Below are 12,243 nucleotides of genomic sequence, written 5' to 3' on the forward strand. Positions count from 1 at the left end.
TTTCTCAATGTGCTACTGCGGCCTGATCTTGAATACTTTATGAACGTTTTCAGCTTTCTCCTGTAAAAACAAATGCAGCTTTGCTTCCGGTATCGGACTGGCCTACCTCCAGACGAGCATCAATCCGCTCTTTCAGCTCTGGCACGTGGGAGATAATGCCGACCAGGCGGCCGTCCGCTTGTATATCCATTAACGTTTCAATGGCCTGGTCCAGCGATTCCGGATCAAGCGTGCCGAATCCTTCGTCCACAAACATCGTTTCAAGTGATACGCCGCCCGCATAGTTTTGGACCACTTCCGCCAGTCCGAGCGCAAGGGCAAGCGCCGCTTTAAAGCTTTCTCCCCCGGACAGTGTTTTCACATGCCGGCTGGCACCCGTATATTGGTCAAACACGAGAAGATCCAGGCCGCTTTGTGCGTTTCCTTTTGACCGCTCGGTTAAACGCTCCAGTAAAAAGCGGCCATTTGTCATCGCCGAAAGCCTCGTGTTGGCTGCGGTCAAGATATCTTCCAAAAATGATGCCAGTACATACCGTTCAAACGTTACCTTCAGGTCATTTTTTCCGTGCGCTACTTCAAACAAATGGCCAGAAAGGCGGTACGCTTCTTCAGCCTTCGCCATCCGTGCTGCTATCTCTTCAACTGACTGGCGGATACGTTGAGATTCTTTTGCACAAGCAGCGACGGCAGAAGCCTCATTTGCCCATTGAACAGCTTCTTCATTTAACGCTCCAATCTCTTCTTCAAGCTTGCTGATGTCTGCCCGCTCATATCCTTGAAGAGTGGTTTGCAGCTCCTCCATCAGCAAAGTAAGCTCGCGTTCTTTTTCTTCGAACTGCCGGACCGTTTCTTTCATTTCTGCAAGGGATTCGAGCCATTTCTTCGCTTCCTCATATTGTTCAGCGGACTGAAAACCAGCCTGCTGTCGCTTTTGCTCAAAAGCCGCTCTTACTTCTTGATAGTCCCTTTCTGCTTCCTGAAGTGTTTGCCGGCGTTCCTCCAAAACAGACAGGGCTCCCTGCATAGCTGTACGGGCACGCTGAACGTCTTCTGTGGCCTGTTCATAGCGGCGCTCTAAAACGGCTGCCCTTTGCTCTATACGCTCAAGCTCTCTGGCAAAATAACCGCTGTTGCGCATCGCCTCAGGAACTGATTGTTCAAGCTGCTGCCGTGTACTCTGTGCTTGAATAAAAGCCGTATGATCCGCCATTTCCTGCTGTCTCGTTTGTTCTAATTCGGCTTCAAGCTGTTGTTTTTGTTTTTTCAGCTTATCCAGCTGCCCTTCCAGTTTCTGCTTTTGCTGAAGATCCTGGGCAGCTTGTCTGCGTGTTTGCTCGGCTTCTTTCAATCGCTCTATCGCTTCTTCCGCTCCAAAGTCAGATGGAAGCTTTGCTTTTAGCTTGTCCACGTTTTCTGCTGCATGTCCTAATGCAAAACGGGATTCCATCCACTTCTGCTCCGCCTGCCGGTTTTCCTGGCTGAGACAGTCTGCTTGCTGCTCCGCTTTCTTCAATGCCTGCTCTCCAAGCGGCGCTTCTCCTCCTGCAGCCGGGTTAGGATGATGAATGGATCCGCACACGGAGCATGGTTCACCTTCCGTTAGTTCGCGGGCCAGCATCGCTGCCTGGCTTCTGTGCCACTCTTCTCTTTTATGCTCCAGTTCTTTGATAGCTTCAGCCGCGGCCGAGGCTGCTTTCTGCGCTTCGATTTGGGCTGCTTCTTCTCTTTTTTGAAGGTCACCCATTTCTTTTTCGGCATCGGCTAACTCTTGAAATTGTTCAATCAACTCGGTTAATCTCTCAATCTGATAGCCCGATTCCAAGTATATTTCTTTTGAAGAATCGAAAGCTTGCAGAGACGCTTCCGTATTTTTCCGGAATGCATCCAGCTCTTCGTTTTTCCGAATGAATTCGGCAGCGGCTTGTTTTGTTTCCTTCAGGCGCCCCTCTGTCTCTCCAGCTTTTTCTACGGCATCCTGATAGGCATAAACCGCTTCCTTTATCGACTGAAGATGCTGAAGCTCTTTTATACATTCATCCCGTTCAGGACGGCGGCTTTCTTCTGCTTTCAGCCGTCCTTCCGCTTCTTCAAGCAGCTGCCGTGTGTTTTGCATCTCCGCTTCCGCTTCACTTTTTCTTCCTTCGGCAGTGTGCACAGCCTGGCGCGCCCGCTTTTCCATCATTTCATAGGATTGCAGCTTGTCTGCCCGCTCAGCTCCGTCTATTTTCCGACGGTATCTGTCGAAGTCTTCTTTTTGTTCATCAAGCTCTTTTTGTTCCAGCCGGGCCTGCTCCAAACGGTCAAATTGGGCATTTCGGGACAGCCCCCGCTCCCGTTCTCCCAGCAAAAAATCACGGCGTTCACTTAAACGCTGCACTTTTTCCTGAAAGCTTTTAAACTGCTTGTCCATTTCTAGAAGATCGAGCTCAAGCTGATCAAACACTGCTTTTCTTTGAATCAGCTCATCTTCGAGCAGCCCGCGCATCGTGCTTGAGTATGCAGGCAGACTTTTCAAAAGGGCCATTTGCTGATCAGCAGCCCGGCCTGCTTCCTTTTTCAACGCGTCGGACTTTTCTTTTAAAATATCCTCTACCCGTTTATAAAAAGAAGTTTGAAACAGCTTCTGCAAAATTTTCTCTTTTTCCTGGCTACCGGCCATTAACAGCTTTTGAAATTCTCCCTGCGGAATCATTAAAATCTGCCTGAACTGATTTGCTTCAAGCCCGACTAATTCATTTATTTTTTCATCTGTATCCCGTACATTCGAAGCAAGGAGCACTTCTGTGCCGTCTGCTTTTTTTTCATACAGCTCAGCGGTAGCTCCTGCTGTTGTCATACCGCCTCCACGTGCTTTTGGCTTCTCCTGCTGAGGGGTCCGTCGGATCAGAAACGTCCGTCCTTTCAACTCAAATAAAAGCGATACTTCTGTCAGCTGTTTTGGATCTGCAAATTGGCTTCGCATTTCTGAAGCGCTTCGGTGATCCCCGCTTGGCTTGCCATACATCGCAAAGCTGATGGCGTCAAATATCGTTGTTTTTCCTGATCCCGTTTTGCCGGAAATCACAAACATTTTTCGGTTTTCGAGCGCCGAAAAATCAATCACCTGCCGGCCTGCATACGGACCAAAAGCAGTCATTGTCAGTGTCACAGGCTTCATAATCCATTTTCCTCCTGTTTCGCCTCTTCTAATATAGAAGTCATATACGTTTTTTTCTCTTCTGAAAAACTGAGCCCCGTCATCGCTTCGTAAAATTCCGCAAACAAATCGAGCTCGCTTTGCTTTTCCCTCATAGAAACAGAAGATTCAAATGACAGAGGGGAAGCAGCTGCTTTTTCAAGATGGAGAATATGAGGGAATTTATGCTTTAGCTTGGCCATCGGATCAATAAGGGCTCCTTCATCCCTTAACCGTACCTTGATATATTCCTCTGAAGCCTCTCCTTCCATCAGTTCATCAAAAAAACCCGTGACGATTTTCATATCGCGCATAGGTGCCAGTGCTTTTTTGGTAATCGAAAGCTTCTTTTCTTCGTTTATTTCCACGATGGAAACACTTTTCGTATGGGACGCTTCTGAAAACGAATATTTCAGCAGCGACCCTGCATATTGAACCGTCTGGTGGTGAATGGCTGCCGGATTGTGCAAATGTCCAAGCGCCGTATAGTCAAAAGGAGCAAACAGCTCAGCACCGACATTTCCTGTTCCGCCGACCGATAAAATCCGCTCGGAATCACTTGTTTCTCCTCCTGTGACAAACGCATGGCCCACCGCCACATGAATGCCGTCTCTATCCATTGTTTCGCTTAAACGCCCGGTTAAGACTTTCATCGCATCATGGTGAGTGCGAATGGAATCGTCCTCGTATAAATACCGAACTACACCCGGCTCCGCATAGGGAAGACAATGGAAATGAACGCCTTCAATAACCGGGCAGAACATATTTTTCTCCATTTTTCCAGCCAGGTAAAAGCGGTTTTGCCGAAACCACGTTGAACCGAATGCCAGCCGGTCTGCACTGTCGTGGTTGCCCGAAATGGCGACGATCGGTATATTCATTTCTACGTTAATCGTAAAAAGCGTTTCATTCAGCAAATTAACCGCCGAAGCCGGCGGAACCGACCGGTCATACAAATCTCCCGCGATCACCAGGGCATCCGGCTGCTCCTGCTCAAGCAGACGAATCAGCTCCTGCAGCATAAAACGCTGATCCTCGATCATCGATACGCCGTGCACCATTTTTCCGAGATGCCAGTCAGCGGTATGAATAAATTTCATTTTGGTTTCCTCCTACTGCGTATGTATGTTCCGATCATAGCAGATGAACAAGTTCTTGAAAAGAATGAACAAGCGGTTTCTTGTTTGCTATAATAGAGTAAAAGAAAATCATGTAATGGGGGTTGCAGCATGCTGGAAGGCTGGTTTTCTTACTTTATCGTTGCCTGGACAGTGATCCTTGTCGGCTTGTTTGCCATCGGCGGCTTTTTTATGTTTCGCAAGTTTTTAAAACGAATGCCGAAGCAGGATGGCCGTTCCGACATGGACTGGGAAGAGTATTACGTTGATAAAACACGGAAACTATGGGGAACAGCAGAAAAAAACATGCTCGAAGAATTGGTTTCTCCTGTACCCGAGCTGTTTCGGGATGTGGCCCGCCACAAAATTGCCGGTAAAATCGGAGAACTCGCATTAAAAGAACGGGCCCGTCATGTCTCAGCCGACTTAATTATCCGCGGCTACATTATGGCTACACCGAAAAGAGACCATAAGTTTTTACGCAAGAAACTTCATGAAATGAATATCGATATTGCCCCCTATCAGCATTTGTTTGAATAAAAAAAAACAGCCTTGTCATCAAAGGCTGTTTTTTAGGTTATGGGTATAGGCTGATCGGGCAGCTGCCGCTTCAGCGTCATATATTTTTTATACATCGCCATGCGCCACGGCAAAATCATCGCAAACGCCAAAATAAAAAACATGCCGCCAAGCTGGCCTACATCAATCGTTGTCGACAGTACAAGCTTTCCAATAATCCGGATCACAAGCAGTGACATTAAAATAATCGGAAAAGCTTTAGAACGTTTTAAGTAAATGTCCTGACCGCGTATTTCAAAATTTGATGTTTTAATGAGCAATAAAGAAAACAAACACCCTACAGCGGCCGCTTCCAGCAATTCAAGAGGTGTAACCCGAAACATTGGAAATACAAACATCAAAGCGCCGGTACTCATAAAAAGCGGAGGTATAATAATTTTTCGGGCTGAAGTCGGTTTCTTTGCTGCTCTCATACGAACAAATAAAGCACCCAGCCCCATCATGACAGCTGCTAAAGACGATATGGCAACCATCCAATCCATCTTGATCATCCCTTTAATACAAATTAAAAACCGGTAAATCCGCCAAACAGCGGCGTGAGGATCATAATGATCTGTGTCATCCAGTCAAAAAAGAGAATAATCCCCATTGCTATCATAACATAACCGCCGATTTTTACAATCTTAGCACTGTGTGAACGGATCCATTTCATTCGTCCGATAAAAAAAGAAAGAACAAAAAAAGGAATGGCGAAACCGAGCGCATAAGATACCATATACAACATAGCAGAGTCCGGGTTAGTTCCTGCCATATAAATAACCGCAAGCAGAATGGGACCCGTGCATGGAGTCCAGCCCGCGCCAAACGCAAGGCCAATGAGAGAAGAGCCGGCATATCCAACAGGCCGATTTTTAAAAATCACTTTCTTCTCTGACATCATAAATCCCGGCTGCAGGATTCCCGTGACCACCAGGCCAAAAAAGATAATAAAAATGGCGCCCAGCTGACGAATAAGGTCATCCCATTCTTTTAAGAATTGGCCAATAAAAGAGGAGCCAAAGCCGATTAAAACAAACACAAGAGAAAAGCCGAGCAAAAAAAAGAGGGTATGCAGCATACTTCTCCTTTGCAGCATGGCATTATCGTTTTTTAATTCATTTACACTCATACCGGTAATATACGACAAAAAGGCAGGATACAGCGGCAGGCAGCATGGCGAGATAAAACTTAGAAACCCGGCGCCGAAGGCTAAAAACACGTTCAGCTCACTCATGAATCGATCACCCTTTCCTTTTCATTGTAACAGAAACGATATGGGACGGAGCGGCAACATTGGCAGGAGGAGAAAAAAGTTCAAAAACGACAAATTTTTTTGAAAATAAGTAAATGATTGGGTATACTAGAAAGTGTAAAACCTTAGATAATAATGGAAAGGGTTGTCCGCCGTGAACAAAGAAATACTGCTCGACGCCATAGAAGCGAAGCGGACTGAACTACTAAATGTGGCTTTTGAAAACGGACTAACCTCTCCTTTAGCGATTGAATACAGCCAGGAATTAGACCGTCTTTTAAATTTATACGATGAACTGCATATTCAGCACACTAAAAAAACGCGCGCAAAATAAAAAAACCGTCCATACGGACCGTTTTTTTATTTTTTCTTATAAACACCAATTAAGCCGTTGTCAATAAACATTTGGTCAAATTCAGCCACTACTCTGTCTCCAGGCACGATTTCGCTGCCATATACATTTTCATCGGTAAAAAGAATATCTCCTGATTGAGCGCTGGTACCTTCATAATTCATTTCTCCGTTTTTGTACCATACCCGTTTAACGGTATATACTACTTTTTCGGGTTTTACGTACTCTGCGATGTTAAAGCCGCCGTCTTCCCAGTATGTACGGATACGGTCACCCACTTTTAATTCAATTTCTACATCTGACTGTTTAAAACGAATCATTTCACCGTTGCTGGAAGTGGCGCGATAGTAGCCTTTTTCAATGTTGGGGGATTTGAATGTAACAATATAATGTTTTAACGAAATGCCTTCTTTTTCGAGCATTTCATAAGGAGTACCAGTTAATTCGTCCTCGGAGGCAAGAGCCGGGATGCTAACACCAAACAACAAGAACGGAAGAATAACTAAAGATAAAAACCATTTTTTCATTTCGCATCTCCTCCTTTTCTCTCATACCTTTCTATACCCCATCCCCTTTGAAGATAAGCCTTTTTACAGAAAAAATTTGTGGGTTTTATAGTTTGTTCATCCCGCTGTTTATATTATATTCACGTATTCAGGTGAATATGTCCCACAACAAACATCCCTTTTTTCTTTTGAAAACAAAAAATACAAACAAAAACTGGTTAATGACAAGAGCAAACAGCCTATTTTTTGCTTTTATTATATGTTTCCAGGTCCGCTGCCCCACACGGCGAAAAGCGCTGGCTACAAACCGCTTCAGCAACAAGGCTTATTTCACTGCATACATACACATTTACCCACGCAAAAAACACCTTGTCTCTTTAATGGATTAACAAGGAAAAGCGGCTGCCCTGGTTCAAAAGAAATGAACCGAAACAAAGCAAAAGGGCGTTTTCCCCGGTATGAACAATGGATGAAAATAAGCTCTGGCGAAATACACAATGGTGCACACGATTTATTACGTAATTGGAAGCCAAGCAACCTATTATTTCCATGCTTAAAAAGTTTCCAATGACCTTCGTACACGCCGGTAAAAATCGAACTAGACTGCAGCGTAAAAATATTTCAAAGGCTGTCCGTCAGAGACTAGAATCCTACCGCACAGATGAAACGAAACAACTTATTATTCTCTTTTCCGTAAAAAGATTATCGGTCGAGACAAATGCTTGGTCCAGTGCGTTTCTTTGTTCATATCTTATAATAGTTTCTTTGCTATTTTTCTGTAAAAGAGGTGTAATGATATTAAATGGTTACAGTTTCGGTTACAACGATGGCAGTGGAGGCTTTTGCGACGGCGATTACGCAGTCACTTTGCAGTATTTTTAGTTTTGTTGATTACTTTATTACTATTGATGCTTGTCTCAGCATCTTTTAACTCCGCATAGTTCGTATGTTGAAAATGATAGAATCTTGATTTATATTTTGCGGCGGCGGCGGGTATAGAAACGAATGTATGGTCCAAAAGCTTCACATCTATACATTGTTGTTTTGCCGCGGATCCCTCTGCGGCTTTTTGTATACGGTTTATTTTCACTCCGCAACAGATAGTAAATTTTCACACTTATAGCTACTATTTCCGGGGCATACCTGCAGCTTTTATGCGCCTTTTCACCGCGTAAGAAACTTTTCCGCTGACGTATACGCGCATATACTTGTAGCTTGAAGCAGGGAGTTTTCGAAAGTTGTCTTTCTATTTCCAACTGATATTAGATAATTTATGCTTCTTTCTCAAATATACGCGGACTGTTTTTGTAAATGTAAAGAAAGTGTTCCACAAGCGTAACCTTATAACATCCAGCTAAATCCCGAATTCGCTTCATATCCGGCACATTCACCTGTCTGTTCAAAGGCCCCTGCTCAGTCAGCAGCGCAGCAGAATACGTCTTGTATACACTATGGATTTGTGGACGTCATTTGGCTCGCTCAGTTCCTTTTCATATAATCGAGTCATTTATTCGTAAAAGTTTTTTGCCTGAAATCACAGCCGTTTGGAAGATATACAGACAACGCAGCGATCAATACCCTGTACAATATTCATCACTTTACTCGTGGGTGGATCGGCCATATTTTCACATGAACCGTTCATAAATTTGGGAGCCTATGCAGTTTTTATTTACCGGAGGAACCTTGAATAAACAGTCCTTATATAAAAAACCGCCGATGGTTACTGGGCAGGCGGCCTTATCAATCATTTGATGCGGAAGAGAGTGCGTTTCTCATTAAACACAAGTCTATCAAGATATCTATGGAAGAACCGTTCACCAGCGGCAATAGCAGTCGCTGAGATAAGAGAAGCTGTAAGAACATCATCATTATTGATAAACAGTGATTTTCCTATAGGCCAAACTACAAAGAAAGTTAAGGTTGCATCACAAATGGTTGCAGTGAAGTTTCTCTAGAAATGAGTGTAACCCGCATTATATTGATAATCACTGCCAGATCTCCGGAAAATAAACAAATCACCGAGTATATAAGCAACTATGGTAAGAACGGCACTCATAAGAAGGGTATCACCAAATTCACGATCATAAATTGGTGAACACATGAATCATTGCCATTCTTTCATCTTGCTTCCCGCTGAAAGGGTCTTCCGCACGGCTCTCTTTTTAAAGACGTTGCTTTCAAATAACATATAAAATGAAAAGAAACGAATATAATGAACGGAATGCATGCTGCAGCCTCCGTAACTGGCTGGCATTTATTTTGACGTTAAAAGAAAGAGCTTATTGAAAAAATTTCTACTCGGGTTTCTTATTTTTTATCTTTTGTATACGGCAGGTATCAGCGTGTATTTGCTCAACCTTGAGCCGGGTTACGTTCCCGCTGAGTATGCCGGCACAAGCGCAGACCCGAAACAGTTTATGACGGAAAAAGAGATAGCGGAAACACATCATTTAGATTTAATCGATTATTTTACGTTCTTTTTACAAACGCCGCTTGATGTAGTGGTCGTGCTGTTTTTCATGATGATTTCAGTGAAACTGCGTGACCGGGCAGCTGCACGCTTTCGCAAATTCTTTTGGCAGACCGGCTAATATTATTTCCTATTGAGGAAATCAAGTTTGTGATGGCGCATGAGATTGCCCATTATAAAATGAACCATATTTATAAAGGGCTCGTTCTGCAAATCATCGTCGGTTTCTTTACCGCCTTGTCCACCTTCTTTTTATTTAACCGGCTGCGCAAAAAGTGGGAGCACCGTTGGGGAATTAACGATCCGCATGATATCGCCGTCCTGCCGCTTCTTATGGCCTCCTTCAGCCTCATGTCCTTTCTGGCTTCTCCGATCGGCAACTTTCAAAGCCGCCTTTATGAAATGGAATCGGACCGCTATGCGATGGAGACAACGGCAGACAAAGAAGCAGCCATTAGTGCGTTTCAAAAACTGACGAAAAATGCGAAATCAACCGGCTATGAACCGGCCATCATCCACTTAACTACCGGATCGCATCCACGCATTACAGAACGGATTGATTTTTTCGACAAATATGACAATAAGGATTCTGGCCAGAGTAATTCTCCTTCTTGAATGGAAGAAAAACATTCTGGGCAGCAAAACTTAAAATCATATTTGTACAGTGTTTTCTGCCGTTCATGGTAAACATTTAGTGCCCTACATACAACCTACCTGCTACAGCTTCCATTGTGAAGAGGCACAGCGGGTCCTGTTTGCTGGACCCTAGATGCTTACCCTTTACCACTTAATGAGTGGAGCAAGCAACTGCGCAGAACGGCATAACGTGAGATTAATCGACCGCAGCGACTTGATAAATTTAATTGCGGGAAGCAAGGAGATCACTCAAGCGCAAGAAAAGCCCCGTCCGGTTTAGTTCGTCGGGGGTAATCTACTTAACACTTTTCGAAAATAGCGTCCCACTGCAGCTCATTGCCAATTGGACAAAGCAGCGTTACCCTGACATCAACCGAGTCAGATGGGGCGGCAGTAAGTATGATAATAAGACCGGAGTAAAAAATATATGCACAAAAAAGCCACCGACTATTAAACCGATGGCTACCCTGTCATTATTGATCCGTCGACAAAAGCGAATCGCTGAATGTATAACCAAGATTTTTACCGTCACTCCCGTAGACATGAACGTCATTCAAGTCGGTCAAAGCACGATATTCCGCATAATAGTAATAATGATTGACTACCATCGAGCCAAGTTTATTAACCGCCAATTGGCGCACTGCATCATCGTCTGTTGACGCTATAGTCGAATATATCTTTGCGACATGCTGGTTCGGCACGATTTCAACTCGGTCAAACAACGCAATGCCGTCGTTGCTTGCAAAATTTGATTGGAATGTTTGAGTAAATTTCCTCGACAAAGCTTCGTCTACCGTACCAGGATACTCTTGCACCGGCTCTTTCGCAGATACAAACACGATTAATGCTGTTATCAAACTAAATACAATAAGCGCACCGATCATTTTAATTTTTACTGTTTTAATCACATTTATCGTCTCCCTATTCTGTTTAGATAAGTGTAGTCGAGCAATATTAAATTCATACATAAGAGGACGCTTTACTACGTTATTCGTTGTTATACACACTTGTCGTAAAAAAGTTTTTTGTTGCGCGTAAATTCCGGGCAGCAGATGCAACATATTCAGAGTAGGTACTCCGGGGGGAGGCAGCGCTAATAAAAAGTAACGGTCACGCGCTGGCGCTGGTGTTATCTTCTTCCGTTCCTGCTCGGTTATATGCGCTAGGAGCGATAGGAATTGGTTTTCCATCAGCTTACCTAGGTCACCCATTTCACGGAATTTACGGCTGTCAAATAGCACTTCGGTTTCAAGCACGATAATATCTGCGCCTATTTCACAAGTAATGTAACGCCATTCATCAATCACGGCATCATAGTTATAGCCCAGGCGATCCAGTGCGTCAATATAGACGAGGGAGGCGGCGTTATTCGGTAATTGTTCTCTGTGTTGTTTATATTTCTTCGAAGCGGGTAAGCAACTCGAGACAAGGTTTCACTTTAAACCACTTGCCCTACATCTTTTTTATTGCTGCGGAGTCACCAGCCTTTTTTATTTATTTGGTTTATCTTCGTGTCAAAGCGGGTAAAGTAATAATTACGACAACCCTGCCATCTCTTGCAGAGTTTCAACCCACTATTACATACTTTTTTGCTGCGGACCTTTCCGCGGCCTTTTTTGTTTGTATCGCTCGGCAACGAGTAATTGTATAAACGTAGTTCCCACATATCATGTATTCTCGTTTAAGCTGCGACCATAGAATCCTCCGAGGCTTTTCTTGTGCGATTAGCTATGCTTCTTCTGCAAGCATACGTACACAACTTTAAAGTACGAAACGATCAAGCATCTTTTTCAAAACGCCATTGTAGAATCCGGCCAGATTGCGGATTTTCTTCGTTGTCGTACACATAACAGCTGTGTGTAATCCAGTCATAGTGATATTCTCAACGTCTTATTTATCGAAAGCGCCGTACTTAACTAATAAGAAGACTTGCTTTCACAATTCTAAAACAGGAAATAGCAATCCAAATACAAAAACACCACCTAAAACTTATTCAGGTGGTGTTTATCTATATAAAAGGAGGTGTCTGTGCGGCACCCTCCCTTTTCATTATAGGTTTTCCAAAAATCAAGTTCTTTCTCATGGAAGATGATTCCGAAAGAAAAAGGACAGCTTTCGCTGTCCTCTCTGCGTTTGCCTGGCGGCGTCCTGCTCTCACAGGGGGAAACCCCCAACT

The 12,243-nt window shown here is 44.0% G+C and carries 11 protein-coding genes and 2 pseudogenes; 5 read left to right on the forward strand and 8 right to left on the reverse strand.

The window, feature by feature from the left end; all coding sequences use genetic code 11:
• Nucleotides 1–49 precede the first annotated feature (49 nt).
• Both RIN81_RS05830 and RIN81_RS05835 read right to left on the reverse strand, forming a co-directional pair.
• A complete protein-coding gene (locus RIN81_RS05830; RefSeq protein ID WP_309088253.1) occupies nt 50–3,157 on the reverse strand; it encodes an AAA family ATPase in 3,108 nt (1,035 codons plus the stop codon).
• Nucleotides 3,154–4,275: an exonuclease SbcCD subunit D gene (locus tag RIN81_RS05835; protein WP_309088255.1), complete on the reverse strand. Its 1,122-nt coding sequence runs from the start codon at nt 4,273–4,275 to the stop codon at nt 3,154–3,156. Before RIN81_RS05835 ends, RIN81_RS05830 begins: the two co-directional genes overlap by 4 nt.
• A 129-nt stretch (nt 4,276–4,404) precedes the next feature.
• Here RIN81_RS05835 and RIN81_RS05840 point away from each other — a divergent pair, with 129 nt between their 5' ends.
• Complete coding sequence (locus RIN81_RS05840; protein ID WP_251272391.1) at nt 4,405–4,833, forward strand: DUF2621 domain-containing protein; 429 nt, start codon at nt 4,405–4,407, stop codon at nt 4,831–4,833.
• 32 nt (nt 4,834–4,865) lie between these two features.
• On the opposite strand, the gene RIN81_RS05845 is transcribed toward RIN81_RS05840, so the two are convergent.
• On the reverse strand, nt 4,866–5,354 hold the full coding sequence (locus tag RIN81_RS05845) for a CcdC family protein (protein WP_309088257.1): 489 nt from the start codon (nt 5,352–5,354) through the stop codon (nt 4,866–4,868).
• A 23-nt stretch (nt 5,355–5,377) separates the two neighbouring features.
• Nucleotides 5,378–6,085 (reverse strand): cytochrome c biogenesis CcdA family protein, encoded by a 708-nt coding sequence (locus RIN81_RS05850; protein WP_309088259.1) that lies wholly within the window; start codon nt 6,083–6,085, stop codon nt 5,378–5,380.
• Between the two features lie 172 nt (nt 6,086–6,257).
• Between RIN81_RS05850 and RIN81_RS05855 the strand changes: the two genes are divergently transcribed.
• Entirely contained in the window at nt 6,258–6,437 is a 180-nt protein-coding gene (locus RIN81_RS05855) for an aspartyl-phosphate phosphatase Spo0E family protein (RefSeq protein WP_242233008.1), read from the forward strand.
• Between the two features lie 26 nt (nt 6,438–6,463).
• On the opposite strand, the gene RIN81_RS05860 is transcribed toward RIN81_RS05855, so the two are convergent.
• Entirely contained in the window at nt 6,464–6,982 is a 519-nt protein-coding gene (locus RIN81_RS05860; RefSeq protein WP_309088261.1) for a hypothetical protein, read from the reverse strand.
• Between the two features lie 781 nt (nt 6,983–7,763).
• Here RIN81_RS05860 and RIN81_RS05865 point away from each other — a divergent pair.
• Entirely contained in the window at nt 7,764–7,892 is a 129-nt protein-coding gene (locus RIN81_RS05865) for a hypothetical protein (protein ID WP_309088263.1), read from the forward strand.
• An 813-nt stretch (nt 7,893–8,705) separates the two neighbouring features.
• Here the strand turns inward: RIN81_RS05865 and RIN81_RS15780 are convergent.
• Nucleotides 8,706–9,062, reverse strand: a pseudogene (locus RIN81_RS15780) (DUF2512 family protein).
• Between the two features lie 241 nt (nt 9,063–9,303).
• Here RIN81_RS15780 and RIN81_RS05870 point away from each other — a divergent pair.
• Together RIN81_RS05870 and RIN81_RS05875 are read left to right on the forward strand one after the other, a co-directional pair.
• Nucleotides 9,304–9,552, forward strand: coding sequence for a hypothetical protein (locus tag RIN81_RS05870; protein WP_309088265.1), 249 nt, complete (start codon nt 9,304–9,306; stop codon nt 9,550–9,552).
• A gap of 32 nt (nt 9,553–9,584) precedes the next feature.
• The gene (locus RIN81_RS05875) at nt 9,585–10,046 is read left to right on the forward strand and encodes a M48 family metalloprotease (protein WP_309088300.1); all 462 of its coding nucleotides are present in this window, start codon (nt 9,585–9,587) and stop codon (nt 10,044–10,046) included.
• A gap of 1,151 nt (nt 10,047–11,197) precedes the next feature.
• On the opposite strand, the pseudogene RIN81_RS05880 reads toward RIN81_RS05875, so the two are convergent.
• Nucleotides 11,198–11,422 (reverse strand): annotated as a pseudogene (locus tag RIN81_RS05880) (recombinase family protein); the annotation flags it as partial.
• A gap of 627 nt (nt 11,423–12,049) precedes the next feature.
• A partial coding sequence (locus tag RIN81_RS05885; RefSeq protein ID WP_309088267.1) for a hypothetical protein occupies nt 12,050–12,243 on the reverse strand: 194 nt, incomplete at its 5' end.

It is taken from the genome of Domibacillus sp., assembly GCF_031181085.1.
GTDB lineage: Bacteria > Bacillota > Bacilli > Bacillales > Domibacillaceae > Domibacillus.

Coding starts and splice junctions, on each gene's coding strand:
- RIN81_RS05830 (WP_309088253.1), bottom strand. CDS start 3,157: ATGAAGCCTGTGACACTGACAATGACTGCTTTTGGTCCGTATGCAGGC.
- RIN81_RS05835 (WP_309088255.1), bottom strand. CDS start 4,275: ATGAAATTTATTCATACCGCTGACTGGCATCTCGGAAAAATGGTGCAC.
- RIN81_RS05840 (WP_251272391.1), top strand. CDS start 4,405: ATGCTGGAAGGCTGGTTTTCTTACTTTATCGTTGCCTGGACAGTGATC.
- RIN81_RS05845 (WP_309088257.1), bottom strand. CDS start 5,354: ATGGATTGGATGGTTGCCATATCGTCTTTAGCAGCTGTCATGATGGGG.
- RIN81_RS05850 (WP_309088259.1), bottom strand. CDS start 6,085: ATGAGTGAGCTGAACGTGTTTTTAGCCTTCGGCGCCGGGTTTCTAAGT.
- RIN81_RS05860 (WP_309088261.1), bottom strand. CDS start 6,982: ATGAAAAAATGGTTTTTATCTTTAGTTATTCTTCCGTTCTTGTTGTTT.
- RIN81_RS05865 (WP_309088263.1), top strand. CDS start 7,764: ATGGTTACAGTTTCGGTTACAACGATGGCAGTGGAGGCTTTTGCGACG.
- RIN81_RS05875 (WP_309088300.1), top strand. CDS start 9,585: ATGGCGCATGAGATTGCCCATTATAAAATGAACCATATTTATAAAGGG.